Annotated in this window: 20 protein-coding genes; 10 read left to right on the top strand and 10 right to left on the bottom strand. The window is 62.9% G+C overall.

Annotated features, from left to right (window positions below):
• Positions 1–169: 169 nt before the first annotated feature.
• Positions 170–1,384: a DesA family fatty acid desaturase gene (locus AC1RMF_RS18675; protein WP_493143470.1), complete on the bottom strand. Its 1,215-nt coding sequence runs from the start codon at positions 1,382–1,384 to the stop codon at positions 170–172.
• A gap of 95 nt (positions 1,385–1,479) precedes the next feature.
• Positions 1,480–2,751 carry an RsmB/NOP family class I SAM-dependent RNA methyltransferase gene (locus AC1RMF_RS18670; protein ID WP_493143468.1) on the bottom strand — a complete coding sequence of 424 codons (1,272 nt, stop codon included), beginning with the start codon at positions 2,749–2,751 and terminating at the stop codon, positions 1,480–1,482.
• Positions 2,752–2,767: 16 nt separating this feature from the next.
• Between AC1RMF_RS18670 and AC1RMF_RS18665 the strand changes: the two genes are divergently transcribed.
• Positions 2,768–3,013 (top strand): DUF1653 domain-containing protein, encoded by a 246-nt coding sequence (locus AC1RMF_RS18665; protein WP_342618461.1) that lies wholly within the window; start codon positions 2,768–2,770, stop codon positions 3,011–3,013.
• Here the strand turns inward: AC1RMF_RS18665 and purN are convergent.
• From purN to AC1RMF_RS18650, 3 genes are all read right to left on the bottom strand, one after another.
• A complete protein-coding gene (gene purN, locus AC1RMF_RS18660) occupies positions 2,999–3,589 on the bottom strand; it encodes a phosphoribosylglycinamide formyltransferase (RefSeq protein ID WP_493143466.1) in 591 nt (196 codons plus the stop codon). The genes AC1RMF_RS18665 and purN overlap by 15 nt on opposite strands.
• Before the next feature lie 71 nt (positions 3,590–3,660).
• Complete coding sequence (locus AC1RMF_RS18655) at positions 3,661–4,548, bottom strand: DNA ligase (protein ID WP_493143465.1); 888 nt, start codon at positions 4,546–4,548, stop codon at positions 3,661–3,663.
• A gap of 90 nt (positions 4,549–4,638) precedes the next feature.
• Entirely contained in the window at positions 4,639–5,196 is a 558-nt protein-coding gene (locus AC1RMF_RS18650; RefSeq protein ID WP_342618464.1) for an HNH endonuclease, read from the bottom strand.
• Positions 5,197–5,372: 176 nt separating this feature from the next.
• Between AC1RMF_RS18650 and AC1RMF_RS18645 the strand changes: the two genes are divergently transcribed.
• The 4 genes from AC1RMF_RS18645 to AC1RMF_RS18630 all read left to right on the top strand — a co-directional run bounded on the left by AC1RMF_RS18645 (position 5,373) and on the right by AC1RMF_RS18630 (position 10,905).
• Positions 5,373–6,389, top strand: a complete 1,017-nt coding sequence (locus tag AC1RMF_RS18645) for a bifunctional riboflavin kinase/FAD synthetase (protein WP_493143463.1) — start codon at positions 5,373–5,375, stop codon at positions 6,387–6,389.
• A 124-nt stretch (positions 6,390–6,513) separates the two neighbouring features.
• Positions 6,514–9,393: an isoleucine--tRNA ligase gene (gene ileS, locus AC1RMF_RS18640; protein WP_493143461.1), complete on the top strand. Its 2,880-nt coding sequence runs from the start codon at positions 6,514–6,516 to the stop codon at positions 9,391–9,393.
• The gene (lspA, locus tag AC1RMF_RS18635; protein WP_342618467.1) at positions 9,393–9,893 is read left to right on the top strand and encodes a signal peptidase II; all 501 of its coding nucleotides are present in this window, start codon (positions 9,393–9,395) and stop codon (positions 9,891–9,893) included. Before ileS ends, lspA begins: the two co-directional genes overlap by 1 nt.
• A 94-nt stretch (positions 9,894–9,987) precedes the next feature.
• Complete coding sequence (locus AC1RMF_RS18630; protein ID WP_342618468.1) at positions 9,988–10,905, top strand: hypothetical protein; 918 nt, start codon at positions 9,988–9,990, stop codon at positions 10,903–10,905.
• A 52-nt stretch (positions 10,906–10,957) separates the two neighbouring features.
• Here AC1RMF_RS18630 and AC1RMF_RS18625 read toward each other — a convergent pair whose 3' ends face one another.
• From AC1RMF_RS18625 to AC1RMF_RS18610, 4 genes are all read right to left on the bottom strand, one after another.
• Complete coding sequence (locus tag AC1RMF_RS18625; RefSeq protein WP_493143458.1) at positions 10,958–11,953, bottom strand: quinone oxidoreductase family protein; 996 nt, start codon at positions 11,951–11,953, stop codon at positions 10,958–10,960.
• 109 nt (positions 11,954–12,062) lie between these two features.
• On the bottom strand, positions 12,063–12,854 hold the full coding sequence (locus AC1RMF_RS18620) for an SDR family oxidoreductase (RefSeq protein ID WP_493143456.1): 792 nt from the start codon (positions 12,852–12,854) through the stop codon (positions 12,063–12,065).
• A gap of 20 nt (positions 12,855–12,874) precedes the next feature.
• A complete protein-coding gene (locus AC1RMF_RS18615) occupies positions 12,875–13,771 on the bottom strand; it encodes a DMT family transporter (protein ID WP_493143454.1) in 897 nt (298 codons plus the stop codon).
• Between the two features lie 31 nt (positions 13,772–13,802).
• On the bottom strand, positions 13,803–14,756 hold the full coding sequence (locus AC1RMF_RS18610) for a DUF808 domain-containing protein (RefSeq protein ID WP_493143453.1): 954 nt from the start codon (positions 14,754–14,756) through the stop codon (positions 13,803–13,805).
• 166 nt (positions 14,757–14,922) lie between these two features.
• Here AC1RMF_RS18610 and AC1RMF_RS18605 point away from each other — a divergent pair, with 166 nt between their 5' ends.
• Positions 14,923–15,450, top strand: coding sequence for a 3'-5' exonuclease family protein (locus AC1RMF_RS18605; RefSeq protein ID WP_493143450.1), 528 nt, complete (start codon positions 14,923–14,925; stop codon positions 15,448–15,450).
• Positions 15,451–15,495: 45 nt separating this feature from the next.
• Positions 15,496–16,467, top strand: a complete 972-nt coding sequence (locus AC1RMF_RS18600; RefSeq protein ID WP_493143535.1) for a tRNA-dihydrouridine synthase — start codon at positions 15,496–15,498, stop codon at positions 16,465–16,467.
• Here the strand turns inward: AC1RMF_RS18600 and AC1RMF_RS18595 are convergent.
• Entirely contained in the window at positions 16,448–16,975 is a 528-nt protein-coding gene (locus AC1RMF_RS18595) for a GNAT family N-acetyltransferase (protein ID WP_342618474.1), read from the bottom strand. The genes AC1RMF_RS18600 and AC1RMF_RS18595 overlap by 20 nt on opposite strands.
• Positions 16,976–17,101: 126 nt before the next feature.
• Here AC1RMF_RS18595 and AC1RMF_RS18590 point away from each other — a divergent pair, with 126 nt between their 5' ends.
• From AC1RMF_RS18590 to AC1RMF_RS18580, 3 genes are read left to right on the top strand one after another with little or no spacing between them, the layout of a single operon-like run.
• Positions 17,102–18,814, top strand: coding sequence for an AMP-binding protein (locus AC1RMF_RS18590; protein WP_493143448.1), 1,713 nt, complete (start codon positions 17,102–17,104; stop codon positions 18,812–18,814).
• 10 nt (positions 18,815–18,824) lie between these two features.
• Positions 18,825–19,535, top strand: a complete 711-nt coding sequence (locus AC1RMF_RS18585) for a c-type cytochrome (RefSeq protein ID WP_493143446.1) — start codon at positions 18,825–18,827, stop codon at positions 19,533–19,535.
• A 1-nt stretch (position 19,536) separates the two neighbouring features.
• Positions 19,537–20,850 carry a c-type cytochrome gene (locus AC1RMF_RS18580; RefSeq protein WP_493143444.1) on the top strand — a complete coding sequence of 438 codons (1,314 nt, stop codon included), beginning with the start codon at positions 19,537–19,539 and terminating at the stop codon, positions 20,848–20,850.
• The last annotated feature ends 89 nt before the right edge of the window (positions 20,851–20,939 follow it).

Below are 20,939 nucleotides of genomic sequence, written 5' to 3'. Positions count from 1 at the left end.
CGTCGGGCCATGCGTTTTGCGCAGGTAAAGGAGGAGCGCCCAACGGGCGCGAGGGACACGGAGCAAAACGCATGGCCCGACGGGTCTGGAGCATCAGCAAAGACTCCAACCGGCCGCACAATAAAAAAGCCCGCTCAAAAGCGGGCCTGATTAACCGAGCGCAAGCACCTTAAACGTGCGCAGCCCGCAGCTTCATGGAGAACTCGTGCAGAACAGCGATCCCGCTCTCTTCCGCACGGCGGCACCAGGCCTGCAATTCCAGAGCCAACTGATCGCGAGAGACATGTGTGTTCAACCACATCTGGCGCAGCTCTTCCCGCATGGTGACCATCTTGTCCAGCACAGGCGAAGCCGCACGGGCCTTGGCCAGCTCGGGCGCAGCGGACGCGGGCACCTTTTCTTCATCGCGGTGCAGCCAGCGCTTGGCTGCCTTGATGACCGCGGCATCGGCGCTGCGGGCCTTCATGGCTTCAAACTCGTTCTTGGCCGTTTGGCGCATGCCCTTGGCATAAGTGGCCATCAGCTCGTAGCGATTGGCAATCAGTGCTTCCAGAGTCTTCTCGTCGGCCACAGGACGGATGTCGCCATAGGCAGCCTTGGGCGGTGTCTTCTTGACCTTGGCCAGCCCCACCATCTGCATCAGGCTGATGTACATCCAGCCAATATCGAACTCATAGGGCTTGACCGATAGTTTGGCGGAAGTGGGATAGGTGTGGTGGTTGTTATGCAGTTCTTCCCCGGCAATGAGGATGCCCCAGGGAGAGATATTGGTGCTGGCGTCAGGTGCTTCGAAATTGCGATAGCCCCAGTAATGCGCTGCACCATTGATGATGCCCGCCGCCATGATGGGCGTCCAAGCCATCTGCACGGCCCAGACTGCCAAGCCTGCCGCACCAAACAGGAACAGGTCGATGATCATCATCAGACCCACACCCTGCCAGGAATAGCGGGTGTACAGGTTGCGCTCAATCCAGTCATTCGGCGTGCCGTGGCCGTAACGGGCCAGGGTTTCCAGATTCTTGGATTCGGCGCGGTACAGCTCGGCCCCTTGCGTCAGCACCTTCTTGATGCCGTACACATGCGGGCTATGCGGGTCTTCGGTCTGTTCGCATTTGGCGTGGTGCTTGCGGTGAATCGATGCCCACTCCTTGGTAACCTGGCCGGTGGTCAACCACAGCCAGAAACGGAAGAAGTGCGAAGCCAGCGGGTGCAGGTCCAGCGCGCGATGCGCCTGGTGGCGGTGCAGAAAGACGGTGACGCTGATCATGGTGATGTGCGTCAGAGCCAAAGTGAACAGAACGATCTGCCACCAAGTCAAAGCCCACGCGCCGTTCGCAAGCCACTCAATTGCTGCGTTCAGCACAGCCCAGTCAGGTAACAACATAAAGAAACCAATAATTTAGGGAAAGAAAAGTGCAGGCATGTGCACTTTTATCGATTAAGCCTTGGATTTTACGTGCCAAGGCTATTCTGCAGCCACTATTTTCTTTGCCACACTGCAGCAAAGAAACCGTCTGTCTCGTGCAGGTGGGGCCACAGGCGCAGGTAGAGCTGCCCATCCTCACCACCGCTGCAGAGCTTGGCGGCATCCGCTACTTTCAGCTGGGTCAAAACCTGGCCTACCGGCAAGGGTACAAAGTCCGGATTGGCCTCACTGAAAATCTGGGCTATGGCCTCGTTTTCCTGCGGGAGCACGCTGCAGGTGGCGTACACCAGTCGCCCACCGGACTTCACCAGCCGCGCCGCACTTTGCAGAATGGCCGTCTGCTTGACCGTCATCTCTTCCACGGTCTGCAGGTTCTGACGCCATTTCAGGTCCGGATTGCGGCGCAACGTTCCCATGCCGGTGCAAGGTGCATCCACCAGCACGCGGTCGATCTTGCCTGCCAGGCGCTTGACGCGGTCATCGCGTTCGTGGGCGATCGCAGCCGGATGCACATTGGACAAACCGCTACGGGCCATGCGCGGCTTGAAAGAATCCAGACGGTGGGCCGAGGTGTCAAACGCATACAGGCGCCCCGTGCTGCGCATAGCTGCTCCCAGTGCCAGCGTCTTGCCACCAGCACCGGCACAGAAATCAACCACCATCTCGCCACGCTTGGCGTCCACCAGCATGGCCAGCAGTTGCGAACCTTCGTCTTGCACTTCGAAATCACCACGGACAAAGGCATCCATCTTGTTGAGCGATGGTCGCCCAGCAATGCGCAGACCCCAAGGGGAATATGGTGTGGGCACGGCCTTGATGCCTGCAGCGGCCAGCTCCTTCTGTACATCTGCGCGTTTGGCCTTGAAGTCGTTGACGCGCAGGTCCAATCCGGCGCCCTTGTTGAGGCTTTCCACCAGAGGCCAGAAGCCGTCTCCGAGCTGGTCCTTGAGGGGTTGCACCAGCCATTCCGGCAGATTGTGGCGGTGGCGCTCCATCAGGTCTTCGGGCTTGACCTTTTCGCACGCGTCCAGCCAGTTCTTTTCCTGATCGGTCAGTGCGCTGCGCAGAAAGTCACCCGGGCCATAAAAGCCCAGGATGGCCAGACGACGCTCCTTGGGGCCACTGCCCGAGGGTGCCAGATGGTCGAACAACTGTTTCTTGCGCAAGACGGTGTAGACCGTCTCCGCCATGGTGGCGCGCTCGCGCGGCCCGAAGCCTCGGTGGTCGCGAAAGAAGCGGGCCACGATGGCGTCCGCCGGGTGGTCGAATTTGAGGGTAAGCCTGACCAATTCGGCGCAGGCGTCCAGCAGAGCTTTTGGATGCATAGGCTAGGATTGTCCCATGAGCGACGAAAACCTCCCCCCACTGATCACCACACCGCCCGGCAAGTACCGCCATTACAAGGGCAATTTGTACGAAGTGCTGGACACGGTGCGGCACAGCGAGACCTGCGAGCCCATGACCTTGTACCGCGCGCTCTACGGCGAGCACGGGCTCTGGGTGCGCCCGGCAGCCATGTTTCTGGAGGAGATCGAATTCCAGGGCGTCAGGCAGCCCCGTTTTGCCAAGCTGTCAGACGGCCAGTAGTCTGGCAATGGCCCGCGGATAGATCAGGTGCTCCTGGGTCAGCACACGCGCTGCCAGGGTGTCTGCCGTGTCATCCGGCAGAACCGGTACAACCGCCTGATCGAGGATGGGGCCGTGGTCCAGCTCCGCAGTGACCAGATGCACGGTGACCCCGGCAAACTTGCACCCCGCGTCAATCGCCCGCTGATGCGTGTGCAGCCCGGTGAATGCGGGCAGCAGTGATGGATGGATGTTGGTCAGGCGTCCGGCAAATCGCTCGACAAAGGCCGGCGTCAGGATGCGCATGAAACCCGCCAACACCACCAGCACAGGCTGCTCGGGTGTGTCATAACGGCTGATGGCATCGCCCAGTGCCCGATCAAACGCTTCGCGGCTGGGAAATGCCTTGTGGTCCAGCACCTGGGTGGCAATACCCTGCGCTTTGGCGAACTCCAGCCCCTTGGCATCCGCACGGTTGCTGACGACTGCCGCCACGCGTGCCCCCAGCCGTTGCTCCCAGTGCTCGCGCTCAGCCGTACGCACAATGGCTGCCATGTTGGAGCCGCCGCCGGAAATCAGAATGACGATGTTTTTCATGTGCCGCGGATTTTGTCACGTGTAACCCATGGGGCGCCGAACACGTCATTCAAACGGATGAAGGAGGACCGTTACTCCGCATCGCGCACCCTCAAAAAGCTGGCGAACTTGGGCAGACCCGTGGCCGTGCGATCCCGGTAACGGTAGGTGACCAGCGAGCCCACGGCGGGCGGCTGGGCGCGCATTGCATCGGTAAACCCGCTGCCCAGCGCAAAGCGCTGGCCTTCGGGCGTCTGCAACAGCAAGGCGCCCATCTTTCCCTGGTACTTGCCGGTTCCCGGCAGATGGGCCAGCACCAGCCCCTCCCCGTCTGGTAGCGGCTTGAGCTTGCGCAAGGCATCGCTGCGTCCCGGGGTCCACAAGCCATCCCGCCTATGCAGCACCAAACCCTCGCCACCGGCAGCCACTACGCCTCGCAGACGCTGATGCAACGCAGCCGAATCCGCCACGTCACCTTGTTCGACGGCCTGAAGCCAAGGCAGGCGCGATTGCGCAACCAGCTCCTGCATATGCGCTGCGCGCTGCGCAAATGGATCGGAACTCTGCGGCAGGTCAAACAGCATGTAGCGCACAGCATGCCATTGCCCATCCAAGGGCTCGCTTGCGCGCACCGTGCCTGACACCTGGTCAAAGCGGTGGCGGCCGCCCCACAACTCCCCATCCAAAAACGTCGCGGGAAGGTCCTTCACAAACCAGGCGGGTGCAGCAATGGGCCTGCCGCTGCGAAAACGCAGTACCTTGCCATCCCACAGCGCCCGCACGCCGTCGAGCTTTTCGCTCACCAGATAGTCTGCAGGATCGAGGTTTTCCTGCCAGGGTTTGGCAAGCATGGCCTGGACGGATGTTCCGGCCGCATTTGCTGCAAAGGGAATGGCCGTAAACAGGCCCGCACTGGGGAGGGAAATGCCCGCCACGAGCAAACTGCGGCGGCGGTCATCGAACGAATGGGGAAACTGCATGGTTGGGAGCACTCCTTTCAACAAGGCAATGGGCTCCCTGGAAAACAGTGGCAACGGTGCAATGCCACCGCAGCCACGTCATGAAGACGGCTAGGTCAGCAGTCTGGAGGACCGCGGCACGTGGGCCATGAGGAATTCCATCTGGTCCGCCAGGATGCGGCGGTTGCGCAAAATGAAGTCTTCCCACAGGCTGGGCACATAGGGGGTGTACAGCAAGGGCATATGCGCCTGCTCGGGGGTGCGGCTGCTCTTGCGGTGGTTGCACGGCTTGCAGGCGGTGACCACATTCATCCAGGTATCGATACCGTTCTGTGCAAAGGGAATGATGTGCTCGCGGGTCAGATCGCTTTCGTGGAACAAGCCGCCACAGTAGGCGCACACGTTGCGGTCCCGCGCGAACAATTTGCTGTTGGTCAGGCCGGGGCGCAGGTTGAAAGGATTGATGTTGGGAACACCACGGGTACCGATGATGCTGTTGACACGGATGATGGACTGCCTGCCCGTGCGCGCATTGTGCCCGCCATGAAACACAGCCACCTCCCCCCCGGACTCCCAGCGCACTTCACCTGCTGCGTAGTGGATCACCGCCTGCTCCAGCGTGATCCAGGACTGGGGAAGCCCCTGGGCCGACAACTTCAAGACTTTCACAAAAGACCTCCATCAACGGTTGAAAAACCACTAACCCGGACTGCAAATGTCTGCCGCGCCAAGCCCTAAACGGAAGGAATGTCGCGCTAGGTGACAATATACAGGGTTTCGATGACATATTTGCTTCACACGCACGGCGGACAAGCACCGTCTGCTATCAAAAAGATACTAGGCTCATGAAGGTTTTTCGTGGTTTCAAACACCCGGGCGTGGCGCAGGCCTGCGCACTGACCATTGGCAACTTTGACGGCGTGCACCGGGGCCACCAGGCAATGCTGTCACTGCTGCGGGGCGAAGCCGCGCAACGCGGCGTGCCCAGTTGCGTGCTGACCTTTGAGCCGCATCCGCGTGATTTCTTTGCCTCGGTACACCACAAGCCTGACCTGGCCCCGGCGCGCGTTGGCACCCTGCGTGACAAGCTGGAAGATCTGGCGCAGTGTGGCGTCGACCAGACCATCGTTCTGCCATTCGATGCCAGACTAGCCGGTCTGTCGCCTGAGGCATTCATACGGGATGTGCTGGTGCAAGGCATGGGCGCACGCTATGTGCTGGTGGGCGACGACTTCCGCTTTGGTGCCAAGCGCTCGGGCGACTACGCCACGCTGAGCGATGCCGGTGAGGCCATGGGCTTTGACGTGGCGCGCATGAACAGCTACGAAATTTCCTACCGCCACGGCGGCTCTGCCCATGGCTCGGACGCCCACCACGGATTGCGCGTGTCCAGTTCTGCTGTGCGCGAGGCCCTGGGCGAGGGACGCATGCTGGACGCCGCCCGGCTGCTGGGTCGCCCGTATTGCATTTCCGGCCATGTGGTGCATGGCCGCAAACTGGGCCGCACGCTGGGCTTCAAGACCCTGAACCTGCGCTTTGCCCACTGGAAGCCGGCTGCCAGCGGCATCTTTGTGGTGCTGGTGCATGGCCTGTCCGACAAGCCCTTGCAAGGCGTGGCAAATCTGGGCGTGCGACCTTCACTGGACCCCAACGATGTGAACGGCGGCCGCGTGTTGCTGGAAACCCATTGCCTGGATTGGCCCGCGGAACTGGGGCCTGAGGGTGCCTACGGTAAAATCATCCGCGTGGAACTTTTGCACAAACTGCACGACGAGCTCAAATACGATGGTCTGGATGCCTTGACCCAAGGCATACGCAAGGACTGTGACGACGCGCGTGCCTGGCTCGCCAGCCGAATTTGACGGGGCCTCGCTTTACGCACCTAGCCCCGCGTATGTCCTGAACCGCCCAGGCGGCAGCCCTCCCCTGGCGCTTTGCGCCCTGCCCCGTTTCCCGATTTTTGCGCCCCCAACCTGAGAAGTGGCCATGACCGAAAAAGTTGATTACCGCAGCACCCTGAACCTGCCCGACACCGCCTTCCCCATGCGCGGTGACCTGCCCAAGCGCGAACCCGCCTGGGCCAGCGGCTGGAGCGACAAAGGCATCTACAAGAAGCTGCGCGACGCCCGCGCCGGCGCGCCCCTGTTCGTGCTGCACGATGGCCCACCGTATGCCAATGGACAAATCCACATGGGTCACGCCGTCAACAAGGTGCTCAAGGACATGATCGTCAAGAGCAAGCAGCTCGCCGGCTTTGATGCGCAATACGTTCCCGGCTGGGATTGCCACGGCCTACCCATCGAAAACGCCATTGAGAAGAAACATGGCCGCCAGCTCAGCCGTGACGATATGCAGGCCAAGAGCCGCGCCTACGCCACAGAACAGATCGCACTGCAGATGGCTGACTTCAAACGCCTGGGCGTATTGGGTGATTGGGAACATCGCTATGCGACCATGGACCCGGCCAATGAGGCGGGCGAGATCCGCGCCTTCAAGCGCGTGATAGAGCGTGGCTTTGTGTACCGCGGCCTGAAGCCCGTGTACTGGTGCTTCGACTGCGGTTCCTCGCTGGCCGAGTTCGAAATTGAATACGCTGACAAGAAGAGCGACACGCTGGACGTGGCCTTCGAGTCCAATGACCCGGTTGCGCTGGCCAAGGCCTTCGGACTGCAGGCGCTGCCCGGCGACGGCAACAAGAAGGCCTTTGCGGTCATCTGGACCACTACCGCATGGACCATTCCCGCCAACCAGGCGCTCAATGCCCACCCCGAGTTGGAATATGCGCTGGTGGACACGCCGCGCGGCGTGTTGCTGCTGGGCGCCTCCCTGGTGGACAAGTGTCTGGAGCGTTACAAGCTCGACGGCACGGTGGTTGCCAAGGCCAAGGGCGAAGCCCTGCGCGGCCTGGTGTTCCGCCATCCGCTGTATGACACCGACAGCGGCACCGGCACCTACAGCTACAAGCGCCTGTCTCCCCTGTACCTCGCCGACTACGTGAGCGACAGCGACGGTACCGGCATCGTGCACTCCGCACCGGCATATGGCGTGGACGACTTCAACAGCTGCGTGGCGCATGGACTGAAGTACGACGACATCCTCAACCCCGTACAGGGCAACGGCAGCTATGCCGAAGACCTGCCCCTGTTTGGTGGCATGAACATCTGGAAGGCCTGTGCCCGGATCATCGAAGTGCTGGGACAGAGCGACCGCCTGATGGCCACGCAGCCCATTACCCACAGCTACCCGCACTGCTGGCGCCACAAGACACCGGTGATCTACCGCGCTGCGGCACAGTGGTTCATCCGCATGGACGAGGGCGAAGGCGTCTTCACCAAGGACAAGGCACCACGCACACTGCGTCAGCTCGCGCTGGACGCGATCGACAAAACCGGCTTCTTCCCGGAGAACGGCCGCGCACGATTGCACGACATGATCGCCAACCGGCCCGACTGGTGCATCAGCCGCCAGCGCTCCTGGGGAGTGCCTATCCCCTTCTTCCTGCACAAGGACAGCGGTGAGCTGCATCCGCACACCATGGAAATTCTCGACCAGGCAGCGGATATCGTGCAGAAGGGCGGCGTCGAGGCCTGGAGCCGCGTCACCGCCGAGCAAATTCTCGGCGCCGAAGACGCGCCGCACTACACCAAGAGCAGTGACATCCTGGAAGTCTGGTTCGACTCAGGATCGACCTTCTGGCACGTGCTGCGGGGCCAGCATCCGGGTGGTTTCCACAGTGAAGGCCCCGAAGCCGACCTCTACCTCGAAGGCCACGATCAGCATCGCGGCTGGTTCCACAGCTCGCTGCTGTTGGCTTGCGCACTGTTTGACCGCGCACCCTATCGCAACCTGCTGACCCATGGCTTTACCGTGGATAGCCAGGGCCGAAAGATGAGCAAGTCGCTGGGCAACGGCATCGACCCGCAGGACATCAACAAGAAGTTCGGCGCCGAGATCATCCGCTTGTGGGTTGCCGCCAGCGATTACTCCGGCGACATCGCGGGTGATGACAAGATCCTGGCCCGTGTGGTGGACACCTACCGCCGTGTGCGCAACACCCTGAAGTTCCTGCTGGCCAATGTGAGTGACTTTGACCCGGCCAAGGACACGGTGCCTGCAGACCAGTTGCTGGAAATCGACCGCTACGCCTTGAGCCGTCTGGCCCAGTTGCAGGAAGACATCCTGCAGCACTACAGCAAATACGAGTTCCATCCGGTGGTTGCCAAGCTGCAGGTGTACTGCAGTGAAGACCTGGGTGCCTTCTATCTGGACGTGCTCAAGGATCGTCTCTACACCACCGGTGCCCATTCGCTGGCCCGCCGCTCGGCGCAGACAGCCCTGTGGCAGATCACCCAGGCCATGCTGCGCTGGATGGCGCCTTTCCTGAGTTTCACGGCTGAAGAAGCATGGGCCGTTCTGGGCGATGCCGGCAAGGTGTCCGCCGACAAGAAGGAATCCATCTTCCTGGAGACCTATCTGGATCTGGCCCCTGCCGACAACGCCTTGCTGACCAAGTGGGCGCGCATTCGCGAAATCCGCGAAGCGGTGAACAAAGACATCGAGACGCTGCGTGCGGCCGGTCAGGTGGGCGCGTCCCTGCAGGCCGAAGTGACCCTGACGGTGAACCCGGCAGACTACGCGTTGCTGGCCAGTCTGGGCGAAGACCTCAAGTACGTGTTCATCACCTCGGCTTTCACTCTGGTCGCGGGCGAAGCCCTGGCGATTGCTCCCAAGGCCTCGGAAGCGGTCAAGTGCGAGCGCTGCTGGCATTACAAGCTGGACGTGGGCAGCGTGGCAGAGCATCCCACCCTGTGTGCACGTTGCGTCAGCAACCTGTATGGCGCCGGCGAAGTCAGGACCTACGCCTGATGGCACGCGGCTCCAAATCATCCGGCGGCATCGGCATGCTGCACTGGCTCGGTCTGGCCTTCTGCATCGTGCTGGCCGACCAGTTCACCAAGGTGCTGATCCTGGGCTACTACCGCCTGGGTGATAGCACCTATGTGACCAGCTTCTTCAACGTGGTGCGCGTGCACAACCAGGGTGCGGCCTTTTCCTTTCTGGCCGATGCATCCGGCTGGCAGCGCTGGTTCTTCACCGCCCTGGGCTGCATTGCCGCAGGCGTGATCATGTGGATGCTCAAGTCGCATGCGGCGCAGCGCCTGTTCAGCTTTGCGCTGGCCTGCGTGCTGGGAGGCGCCATCGGCAACGTCATTGACCGCCTGTTGCACGGCTACGTGGTGGACTTTCTGGACTTCCACGCCCGTGGCATCCACTTTCCTGCGTTCAATCTCGCTGACAGCGCCATCACGCTGGGCGCGGCCTGTCTGATTCTGGATGAATTGCTGCGCGTGCGGCGTGGACGTTGACTACAGTCAACGGGGCCGCCCGACGGTCCCCGATAAAATAAGGGCTTTCCCTGATCGCCCTCCCCATCTCAACTCCTGCCCCGAGAAGCATTCCATGAAAATTCCCGCCGCCACCAAGCACCTGCTGTGCACCGCCGCCATGTCGCTCCTGCCCTGTTCTGTGGTGCTGGCGCAGGGCGCCCCGGAGGTGCCGGCCACACCTGCGGTCAACACCCAGGCTGCCGGCAGCAAGTCCAGCATGGAGCGCGCGCTCAGCGAGGAAAACAACTGGTATTTCTCGTGGGGTTACAGCCGCCAGCAGTACCAGGACTCGGACATCCACGTCTCGCAGCCAGGCTTGGGCAATGACTTCACGGTACATGGCGTGAAGGGCTCGGACTTCCCCACCAGCACAAGCGATACGCTCAAGTCCCTCACCGAACTGGACCTGACCAATCCACAGGAAAACATCCGCATCGGCAAGTTCATGAACCCCGAGAAGACGTTTGCCATCGAGTTCTCGCTGGACCACAGCAAATACAACATCGACCACAACCAGAATGTGCCGGTGACCGGCACGATTGCCAATGCACCGGCTCCGGCTACCCTGGCCACGCCGGGCCAGTTCGACTACGCGCTGCACAACGGCCTGAACCACCTGATGGTCAATGCGGTGTGGTTCAAGCACCTGGCCGGACCTGAGCAGAAACCGGGTGACCTGCAGCTGGTGAGCCGCGTGGGCGCCGGCATCCTTCTGCCGCACGCCGAGAACACCATCCTTGGCAACTCCGTCCAGGTGGGCCCCAAGAACGACAACATCTGCTGCTTCAACAAGGGCGACTGGTGGCAAGTCAACGGATGGACGGCCGGCGCTGAGGTGGGCCTGCGCTACACCATCTACAAGACGATCTACCTGGAACTGACTTCCAAGTGGGCCTATGGTCAACTGCGCGGCGTGCCGGTGTACCAAGGCTCGGCCGACCAGACGCTCATCATGACAGAGCAGGTTCTGTCGACCGGCTTCCTGTTCTAAGGCCTAAGGCGGCAGCGGCAGGCACCCCGCCACAGGGCCTGCCATCCTCCGCTTACAGCGTCAGGATCGTGCAACCCGTCGTCTGGCGTGCCTCCAGCGCGCGGTGGGCGGACTGCACATCTTCCAGCGCAAAGCGCTGGTCAATGCGAATCTTCACATCCCCCGACAACACCACGGCAAACAGATCATCGGCCATGGCCTGAGTGCTTTCGCGCGTGGCAATGTGGGTGAACAGGGTCTGGCGCGTCACGTAGATAGACCCCTTGCCACCCAGGATGCCGGGGGCAAACGGCGCCACCGGGCCCGACGCGTTGCCAAAGCTGGCCATCAGGCCAAACGGTGCCAGGCAGTCCAGCGATTTGTCCCAGGTGTCCTTGCCCACCGAGTCGTACACCACCTTGACGCCCTTGCCGCCGGTGATTTCCTTGACACGTGCCAGAAAGTCTTCCTTGGCGTAATTGATGACGTGGGCCGCGCCGTTGGCCTTGGCCAATGCGCATTTGGCGTCAGAGCCGGCGGTGCCAATCAGTTGCAGGCCCAGCGCCTTGGCCCACTGGCAGGCTATCAGGCCCACGCCGCCCGCAGCCGCGTGGAACAGCACAAAGTCGCCCTTGTTCAAGCCGCCCTGCGGCAGGGTACGCTTGAGCAGGTACTGCGCAGTGAGCCCCTTGAGCATCATGGCCGCACCGGTATCGAAATCGATGCCGTCCGGCAGCTTGCACACGCATTTAGCGGGCATCACCCGCAGATCGCAGTAGCTGCCCGGAGGCTGGCTGGCGTAGGCGGCACGGTCGCCGACCTGCAGGTGCGTCACGCCCTCGCCCACGGCTTCGATCACACCGGAGGCCTCCATGCCCAACTGCAAGGGCATCGGCATGGGGTACAGGCCGCTGCGCTGGTACACGTCAATGAAATTCAGCCCCACGGCCTTGTGGCGGATGCGGATTTCACCCGGGCCGGGGTCACCCACCTGGACTTGGACCAGCTGAAGTTTTTCGGGGCCGCCGTGTTCGGCGATGTGGATGGCTCTGGAGCTGTGTTGCGTCATGGTCTATTCGAACGGGTTATGCAGTACAGAAGGAAAAGGACTGCACGATGGTGCCACGAAACCAATTTCGGCGTAGTGCAGGGCCCGAAGACCGATGCACGCCAGCCGGTTAAAACGTGCCCGGAAAGGCGCCGCCATCGGCCAGGATGTTCTGGCCGTTGATATACGCCGCATGCTGGCTGCACAAGAAGGCACAGACTGCACCGAACTCGGCCGCCTGCCCCAGACGCTTGGCTGGAATGGCGGCAATCCGGCGCTGGGTGACGGACTCCAGGCTATCGCCCGTCTTGGCCGCCGCAGCCTGGTAGTTGGACTTCAACCGATCGGTGTCAAACGCGCCGGGCAACAGGTTGTTGATGGTCACCCCGTGCGCTGCTACACCACTGCGTGCCAGACCCGCGACAAAGCCCGTGAGGCCACTGCGCGCGCCATTGGACAGGCCCAGGCTGTCGATAGGCGCCTTCACGGCGCTGGAGGTGATGTTGACGATGCGCCCAAAACCGCGACTGGCCATGCCGTCGACCGTAGCCTTGATGAGCTCGATCGGTGTGAGCATGTTCGCGTCGACGGCGCGCAGCCAGGCATCGCGGTCCCAATCGCGGAAATCGCCCGTGGGCGGTCCACCCGCATTGGTGACCACGATGTCGAAGTCCGCGCGCAGGGCCAGCACATCAGCGCGACCGGCAGCGCTGGTGATGTCGCGGGCGCACTGCACTACCTTTGCGCCACTCGCCGCCGCATCAGCCGTCAGCGTGTCGGCTGCCGCCTGCAGTGCCTCGCTGCCACGCGCCACGATCAACACGTTGACGCCTTCACGCACCAGTGCCTGCGCGCAGCCAAAGCCCAGCCCCTTGCTGGCTCCGCACACCAGAGCCCATTTGCCTGCAATTCCCAAATCCATGTTCCGCTCCTGAAAATTCCTTAGGCGGTAAACCGGGGCCGGCTGCACACATAAATGCCCGCCAACACCAGCACCGTTCCCACCACCACCCAACCGGTAAAAGGTTCGCCCAACAGCAGCACACCCATGGTGATGGTGGACATCGGCCCCACCATGCCTACCTGGGAAGCCAGCCCGGAGCCTATGCGTTCAATGGCCATCATCACCAGCAGCACCGGTATCACGGTACAGCCCACGGCGTTGAGCAACGAAAGCCAGATCACCTCGGGCGCCACTGACAATGCCGCATCCAAGGGGCGCATGATCACGAACTGCGCAATGCAGCAGACACAGGCCACGCTGGTGGCCAGCCCGACCAGGCGCAGCGAGCCCAGCCGTTTGACCAGTTCGCCGCTGTAGGACAGGTAAATGGCGTAGCTCACCGCGCTCAAAAAAACCAGCACGGTTCCCAGTGCCACATCGGTGCCGGCCAGATTCACCTCGTGGCCAAACACCACCATCACACCGGCATAGCTGATGGCCATGCCCAGTGCCTGGTTGCGTTGTATGGGCTTGCCATAGAGCACTCGGCCCAGCACCAGTACCAGCGTGGGGTTGAGGTACAGGATCAGGCGCTCCAGAGAGGCGCTGATGTACGCCAGCCCGGCAAAGTCCAGAAAGCTGGCCAGGTAGTAGCCCGTCACGCCCAGGCCCAGCACACCAAGCTTGTCGGCTGTGCTGAGCGCCGGGGGCGAGACGCCATTGCGCGGCAGTCCGGTCCACCAGGCAATCAGCAGGAAGAATGGCAGCGCAAACAGCATGCGCAGCATGATGAGCGTGATGGCGTCCACCCCATGGCGATAGGCCAGCTTGACGATGATGGCCTTGGCGCTGAAAGCGATGGCACCGACCACGGCCAGTATCAGCCCGGTGGCCATGGATGGCGACCTCGGTTGTGGCGCGTTCACTTCAACGCCCTTTGATCAATTGCCACAGCTTTTGCGCAGCCAGCACAAGCGCCAACACCAGGGCGCCCGCCAGCACACCGACCAACATGTCAAAGCCCAGAGAGACAGCCGGCTTCAGCATGGCATCCACCGCGGCGACTCCGCTTGTCACCTGCTCCTGCACGGACTGCGCCGCATGGTGCAGCAAGGGCAATCCATGGGACAGGATGCCGCCGCCCACCAGGAACATGGCGGCAGTACCCACCACCGACAAGGTCTTCATCAGCCAGGGCGCCGCATCGAGCAGCCACAATCCCACGGCGTGCTTCCAGCCCGTGCCCGCCACGGCCGCGGGCCGGCGGCTGAGGTACAAGCCCAAGTCGTCTATCTTCACGATGCCGGCCACCAGCCCGTAGACACCCACCGTCATCACAATCGACACGCCCGCCAGCACTGCCAGCTGGGTGGTCCAAGGGCTACCCTGTACCGTGCCCAGGGTGATGGCAATGATTTCGGCAGACAGCACAAAGTCGGTCCGGATCGCCCCAGTGATCTTGTCCTTCTCCAGTGCCACCAGATCCACCGACGGGTCGGCCAGCGCCTGCATCAGTTCTTCATCCAGATCGTCCGGGTGGTCCGCCCTGTGCATCCAGCTGTGGGCGATTTTCTCGAACCCTTCAAAGCACAAATACGCACCGCCCAGCATCAGTAGCGGCGTGATCAGCCAGGGCAGCGTCACGCTCAGGATCAGGGCCAGGGGCACTAGGATCGCCTTGTTGACCAGCGAACCTTTGCCCACGGCCCACACCACGGGCAGTTCCCGATCGGCGGCCACGCCGCTGACCTGCTGGGCATTGAGCGCCAGATCGTCACCCAGCACACCAGCCGTCTTGCGCGCCGCCACTTTGGTCAACAGCGCCACATCATCCAGTACGGTGGCAATGTCATCGATCAGGGCAAAGAGGCTGCTGGCCATAGGGGGAAGCACACCAGGTGCCGTTCAAGTAGTGGAACGGGGCAGCATAGCAAATCCCGGCAGTGAGCCCATGGCCCCACGCGCCCTGGGGCGGTTGTGAAAATGGCACAGGCTTCGCCCAGACCCCGTGGGTCCTGTAGCACAATGGGCCAAAAAAAGACCGCCTATGCCACAAACCGCTTCCACGCCTGCATTTGAATTGCTAGAGGCACCGACCGTGCTGGACATCGAGGCCTCAGGCTTCGGGCGCAACAGCTACCCCATTGAAGTCGGTTTTGTGCTGCCCAACGGCCATACCTTTTGTTCCCTGATACGCCCGCAACCCCACTGGACCCATTGGGATGAGCAGGCCGCGCACACGCACCATATTCCGCGCCACCTGCTCACTGAACGGGGGCTACCCGTAGAAGAAGTGGCCGCGCGCCTGAACGCTGATTTGCGCGGCCTGACGGTGTATTCCGACGGTTGGGCCAACGACTACAGCTGGCTGGGTGCCCTGTATGACGAGGCCGAGATGAGCCCGAGTTTTCGACTGGAGAACCTGCGCAAGCTGCTGACCGAGACCGAAGCCGACCAGTGGCACATGGTCAAGGCCGAGGTCAGTTCCGAGCGTGGTGCGCAACGCCATCGCGCCAGCTCGGACGCGCGTCTGCTGCAGCTGACCTTTCAGCGCTTGCGCAGCGCAGCCCACTGAAACGCCGTCTTGGAGCAAGCTGCCGACACGCTGTTGCTGGCGCCCATGGAAGGGTTGCTGGACTTCGTGCTGCGCGACATCCTGACCCGCAGCGGCGGCATAGACCGCTGTGTGTCCGAGTTCATCCGCGTCACCAACACCTTGCTGCCCACCCGCACTTTCGAGCGCATCATCCCCGAGTTGCACAACGGCGGACGCACTTTTGCGGGCGTTCCGGTACGTGCCCAGTTGCTCGGCTCAGACCCGGCGTGCCTGGCCGAAAACGCGGCGCAATTGGCGGCACTGGGCCCGCACGGCATTGACCTGAACTTCGGCTGCCCGGCCAAGGTGGTGAACCGCCATGGCGGCGGTGCAGCCCTGTTGGATGAGCCGGAGCTGCTCTACCGCATCGTCGCGGCGGTGCGCCGCGCCGTTCCGGCGCACATGCCGGTATCCGCCAAGATGCGCCTGGGCGTGCGCGACGACAGCCGCGCCGAAGAATGCGCCCTGGCGCTGCAAACCGGCGGTGCCGAAGAACTGGTGGTGCACGCCCGCACCAAGGCCGACGCCTACCGGCCACCGGCCTACTGGGCGCGCATAGCGGATATCTGCGCGGTGGTCCGCATCCCGGTGATTGCCAATGGAGAAATCTGGAACGTGCAGGACGCGCTGCGCTGCCGCGCACTATCCGGCTGCCACCGCCTCATGCTGGGGCGAGGCATGGTGACCGACCCCGGCCTGGCGCTGGCCATTCGTGCCCACGACAGCGGCATGGCGCCCTACGCCGATCTGGCGCAGGAACACCCGGCCCTGATTGCCTGGCCGTCCCTGCTGCCTTTGATGGCGGACTTCTGGATGCTGGTGCGTACCCGGCTGGACCGCAAGAAACAGTGCGGTCGTCTCAAGCAGTGGCTGAACTTTCTGCGCCACCGCTACGCGCAAGCCGAGGGGGTCTACCAGGCCCTGCGGACCGTTACCGATCCACTGCTGATAGACCAGTGGATGGCCGATCAGTTGGCTAAGCCAGGGGGCGCTTGAGGCGGATTTCCTCGACCTTGACGCCGCCGATGGCGACGGTCTTGGCACTGGGCAACTCTCGCTTGAGGCCGGCCAATTCAAAAAAGCGCATGGCGCGGTCATTGGCAATAGGCAGCCAGATGCTGACGTGGGTACAGCCCTCGTCCTGCAAGCCTTCACGGGCGGCGTCCCACAATGCCAGGCCTACACCTTTGGACCAGTGGCTGGCAGCCACGTAGATAGCCCAGATCTCGCCCATGGTGGGCGGCGTGCCCTTGTCGCGCGAGCGGTCAAAACCGACAAAGCCGACGATTTTGTCTTCGTCGATGGCCACCAGCACCTGGGGTTCAGCGTATTCAATGGCTTCGCGCCAGTAGGCCTGACGTTTGTCCAGGGGCACCACGGGAATGGGTGCATCAATGGTGATGGTCTTGAAAGCGTCGCGAACGGTGGCGTTGTGGAGTTCGGCGATTTGTTTGGCATCGCGCAAGGTGGCGGGACGCACTTTATAGGTTGTCGTACTGGACATGTAGTTACGTAAACGAAAGCGAAATGACAAAAGTGCAATTGTCGCCGGAAATGCCCCCGGGCTCCTTACGGCCCTCCAATGCCCCGATACAGACCCCCGCTTCCCGTGTATCCTCCTGACCCGCCCATGACCACTTCCTTGACCGTCACCCCGCAAGATCTCCCTCTGGCTTGTCTGTACCGCTGGGAGCGCGAACGTGCAGACCAGGTCTACCTGAGCCAACCCATGGGCGAGGGCGAAATACTGGATATCACCTGGGGCCAAGCCGCAGACCAAGTGCGGCGCATGGCCACCTGGCTGCAGGCGCAGGGCTGGCCCGCGGGCAGCCGTGTGGCCATCATCGGCAAGAACAGTGCCCACTGGCTACTGGCCGATCTGGCCATCTTCATGGCGGGTCATGTGTCGGTGCCGGTCTACCCAACCTTCCATGCCGAAGCCCTGGACTTCATCCTGGCGCACAGCGAGGCCAAGGCCGCCTTCATCGGCAAGCTCGACGGCATTGGCAGTCTGAAAGGTTGCCTGGCCAGTGGCCTGCCCCTGATCACACTGCCCTTGGCGCCCACACTGCCAGCACTGCAATGGACCGACCTGGTGGGCGCCACCGCGCCGCTGCAAGGTGACATCTGCCCCGCTGCGGAGACACTGGCTACGGTGATGTACACCTCTGGCACCACCGGCCAACCCAAGGGCGTGATGCACAGCTTTGGCGCCCTGGCGTTTTCGGTCAGCAGCGCCCTGCTGCGCGTTCCCATGTTCGGCACCGACCGCATGCTGTCCTACCTGCCGCTGGCCCATATTGCCGAACGCATCCTGATCGAACAGGCGGCGCTGCGCATTGGTGCCCACCTGTTCTTTGCCGAATCGCAGGACACCTTCATTCTGGATGTCCAGCGTGCACGGCCCACGGTGTTCTTCTCGGTGCCGCGGCTGTGGCTCAAGTTCCAGCAGGGCGTGCATGCCAAGCTGCCTCCGCCGCTGCTCAAAGTCTTGGTACACCTGCCGCTGCTGGGCTCGCTGGTGCGGCGCAAGGTGCTGCAGGGTCTGGGACTGGACCAATGCAGGCTGGCGGCTGGTGGCGCCGCGCCCATGCCGACCGAGTTGCTGGGCTGGTACCACCGACTGGGCCTGGACTTGATCGAGGTGTATGGCATGACCGAGATGTGCGGCGCCTCCCACTCCACCATGCCGGGCGCCTTTGAAGTCGGCTCCGTGGGCCTGGTCGCAGACGGTTTTGCATGCCGCATTGCGCCGGACAACGGCGAGATCCAGGTGCGTGCGCCCTGCCTCACCAGCGGCTACTTCAAGCAGCCCGAGCTCACCGCCGCCATGATGACCGAGGACGGCTGGATGCGCACCGGCGACAAGGGGCAGATCGATGCCACAGGCCGCCTGCGCATCACCGGGCGAGTCAAGGACCTGTTCAAGACTAGCAAGGGCAAGTACGTTGCACCCGCACCGATTGAAGACCTGCTGACGCAGCACCCGGATGTGGAAGCCTGCGTGGTCACCGGCGCCAACTTCTCGCAACCGTTTGCACTGCTGCTGCTCAGCGCTGCCGCCATGGGGCGTAGCCGGTCCGACGCCGGACACAAAGTGCTGGAGGCCTCCCTGCTGACCCTGTTGCAGACCGTGAATGCCCAACTGGACGCCCATGAGCGCCTGGACATGCTGGTCGTGGTGGCCGATACCTGGACCGCCGAAAACGGCATGGTCACGCCTACGCTCAAGGTCAAGCGCGCGCGCATCGAGGAAACCTACGCGGTGCGCTACACGCGCTGGCTGGACCACAGGCGCCCCGTGGTATGGGCCCATCCCATTGATGCGCATCAGACCCACTAGGCTGATGCACATGCCGCGTTTGCTCCGTCTGTTTCTATGGTGCTGCATAGTCCTGGGCCTGAACTCCTGGGCGTGGGCGGGGCGCGTCTTTGAAGACAGCATGGCACAGCGCACCCTGGCATGTACCGCCTGCCACGGGGACCAAGGACGTGCCGGCCCCGACGGCTACTACCCGCGCTTGGCGGGCAAACCCGCAGGCTATCTGTTGCACCAGTTGCAGAACTTCCGTGACGGCCGGCGCCACTATGCGCTGATGCAGGGCCTCTTGGACACCCTGGACGAACCCTATCTGCGCGCGATAGCCAATCACTTTGCCGCACAGAACGTCGCCTACCCTCCACCGGTAAAAGGCAATGCCACTGCAGCCGAACTGGAACGCGGGCACAAGCTGGTGCAGGAAGGCGATGCCGCACAAGGGCTGCCCGCCTGCACCCAATGCCATGGCACCTTGCTGACCGGTGTGAACCCAGATATCCCCGGCCTGCTGGGTCTGCCCAGTGACTACCTGAATGCGCAACTGGGTGGCTGGCAGACCGGCCAGCGCCGCGCCCATGCACCGGACTGCATGGCCCAGATTGCCAAGCGGCTGAGCGCCACCGATACCAACGCCATCGCACGCTGGCTGTCGGCACAGCCGGTGCCAGCCAATGGCCACCCGGCCGACCAAAAGCCCGCGCCTACCGCGTTGAGCGCGGAGTTGCGTTGTGGAAGCGCGCCCTGAGATGCGCACACCAGCACGCACGCCTGCTCGCTCTGCCTTGCGTTGGCTGGGCATGCTGGCGTTTGTGGCATTGGCGGTGCTGGCATCGCTCTGGTTTCTGGGCGGCGCTGGCATGGCCGACTTATCGGAGGGCACGGCTGCGCCTTCCGTGGCATCGACAGACCAGGCTGCACGCGTTGCCCGCGGCAGCTATCTGGCGCGCATAGGCAACTGCGCGCTGTGCCATACCACGCGGGGCGGCATCCCGTATGCCGGGGGCCGCGCCATAGATACACCCTTTGGCGCAGTGGTGTCCAGCAACCTGACACCCGACCCGGTGCACGGGCTGGGCAACTGGAGCGCGCAGGACTTCTGGCGCGCCATGCACCTGGGCCTCTCCAAAGACGGGCACGCGCTGTACCCCGCTTTTCCCTATACCAGCTACACCCGCATCAGCCGCGATGACTCGGATGCGCTGTTTGCCTACCTGCAAACGCTCACACCAGCAGCCGTACCCAAGACCGCACACACGCTGCGCTGGCCTTACAACACCCAATTGGCGCTGCGGGTCTGGCGCGCCTTGTACTTCCAGCCCGCCCGCGAAGCGGAAGTTGCGAGCACCCCGGTTGCGCGCGGCGAATACCTGGTAAACGGTCTGGGCCACTGCATGGAGTGCCATGGCACGCGCAATGCGCTGGGCGCCCTGTCATCCCGTGGCAAGGGTGGCTATCTGCTGCCAGGCAGCCAGTGGTATGCGCCATCGCTGACGGACGCGGCACAGGCGTCGGTAGCAGCCTGGTCGCCGGAAGCCATCCAACACTTTCTGCAGACCGGCAGCCATGCCACAGCGCAGGCCAGCGGCCCCATGGCCGAAGTGGTATTGCATGGCACGCAGTACCTCACGGACGCGGACGCCCAGGCCATGGCCACCTATCTGCGGGCGCTACCCCACACCGACGCAGCCGCGTCGCGGGACAAGGTAAATGGGCCAAGCCCTGCAGTAGCGTCCAAAGGCGCCAAGCTGTATGAGACCCATTGTGCGGACTGCCACGGCCTGCAAGGTGAAGGCCGCGCGGGTGCCTATCCGGCCCTGGCGGGCAACCGGGCGGTCACCATGGCGCAAACACAGAACCTGATCCATGCGGTGCTGGGTGGCGGCTTTGCGCCTGCCACGGCGGGCAATCCGCAGCCCTATGGCATGCCGCCTTTCATGCTGCTGCTCAGTGACTCTGAAGTGGCGGCAGTGCTAAGCCACATCCGCAGCGCCTGGGGCAACCAGGCCGCGCCCGTAAGCGAGTTTGATATAAACCAGCTACGCCGCTCCCAAGTGCCTTAATGCCCAGCGCCCCCACCCGTTCACTGCCCAGTTCCCCAAGCGCCAACGCCGCGCCGCAGGTGGTGGTGCGTGGCTAGTCTGCATAGACG

The organism is Rhodoferax sp. GW822-FHT04A08 (genome assembly GCF_058801025.1).
Note: the sequence above shows the minus strand (reverse complement) of the source record. Positions and strands in the feature narration are given on the sequence as shown.

What these genes read in the sequence shown, in the direction of transcription:
- AC1RMF_RS18620 (WP_493143456.1), bottom strand. Translation starts at nt 12,854, where the DNA reads ATGGATTTGGGAATTGCAGGCAAATGGGCTCTGGTGTGCGGAGCCAGC.
- AC1RMF_RS18645 (WP_493143463.1), top strand. Translation starts at nt 5,373, where the DNA reads ATGAAGGTTTTTCGTGGTTTCAAACACCCGGGCGTGGCGCAGGCCTGC.
- AC1RMF_RS18615 (WP_493143454.1), bottom strand. Translation starts at nt 13,771, where the DNA reads ATGGCCACCGGGCTGATACTGGCCGTGGTCGGTGCCATCGCTTTCAGC.
- AC1RMF_RS18665 (WP_342618461.1), top strand. Translation starts at nt 2,768, where the DNA reads ATGAGCGACGAAAACCTCCCCCCACTGATCACCACACCGCCCGGCAAG.
- AC1RMF_RS18675 (WP_493143470.1), bottom strand. Translation starts at nt 1,384, where the DNA reads ATGTTGTTACCTGACTGGGCTGTGCTGAACGCAGCAATTGAGTGGCTT.
- AC1RMF_RS18585 (WP_493143446.1), top strand. Translation starts at nt 18,825, where the DNA reads ATGCCGCGTTTGCTCCGTCTGTTTCTATGGTGCTGCATAGTCCTGGGC.
- AC1RMF_RS18595 (WP_342618474.1), bottom strand. Translation starts at nt 16,975, where the DNA reads ATGTCCAGTACGACAACCTATAAAGTGCGTCCCGCCACCTTGCGCGAT.
- AC1RMF_RS18610 (WP_493143453.1), bottom strand. Translation starts at nt 14,756, where the DNA reads ATGGCCAGCAGCCTCTTTGCCCTGATCGATGACATTGCCACCGTACTG.
- AC1RMF_RS18670 (WP_493143468.1), bottom strand. Translation starts at nt 2,751, where the DNA reads ATGCATCCAAAAGCTCTGCTGGACGCCTGCGCCGAATTGGTCAGGCTT.
- ileS (WP_493143461.1), top strand. Translation starts at nt 6,514, where the DNA reads ATGACCGAAAAAGTTGATTACCGCAGCACCCTGAACCTGCCCGACACC.
- AC1RMF_RS18580 (WP_493143444.1), top strand. Translation starts at nt 19,537, where the DNA reads ATGCGCACACCAGCACGCACGCCTGCTCGCTCTGCCTTGCGTTGGCTG.
- AC1RMF_RS18605 (WP_493143450.1), top strand. Translation starts at nt 14,923, where the DNA reads ATGCCACAAACCGCTTCCACGCCTGCATTTGAATTGCTAGAGGCACCG.
- AC1RMF_RS18655 (WP_493143465.1), bottom strand. Translation starts at nt 4,548, where the DNA reads ATGCAGTTTCCCCATTCGTTCGATGACCGCCGCCGCAGTTTGCTCGTG.
- lspA (WP_342618467.1), top strand. Translation starts at nt 9,393, where the DNA reads ATGGCACGCGGCTCCAAATCATCCGGCGGCATCGGCATGCTGCACTGG.
- AC1RMF_RS18590 (WP_493143448.1), top strand. Translation starts at nt 17,102, where the DNA reads ATGACCACTTCCTTGACCGTCACCCCGCAAGATCTCCCTCTGGCTTGT.
- AC1RMF_RS18630 (WP_342618468.1), top strand. Translation starts at nt 9,988, where the DNA reads ATGAAAATTCCCGCCGCCACCAAGCACCTGCTGTGCACCGCCGCCATG.
- purN (WP_493143466.1), bottom strand. Translation starts at nt 3,589, where the DNA reads ATGAAAAACATCGTCATTCTGATTTCCGGCGGCGGCTCCAACATGGCA.
- AC1RMF_RS18625 (WP_493143458.1), bottom strand. Translation starts at nt 11,953, where the DNA reads ATGACGCAACACAGCTCCAGAGCCATCCACATCGCCGAACACGGCGGC.
- AC1RMF_RS18600 (WP_493143535.1), top strand. Translation starts at nt 15,496, where the DNA reads ATGGAAGGGTTGCTGGACTTCGTGCTGCGCGACATCCTGACCCGCAGC.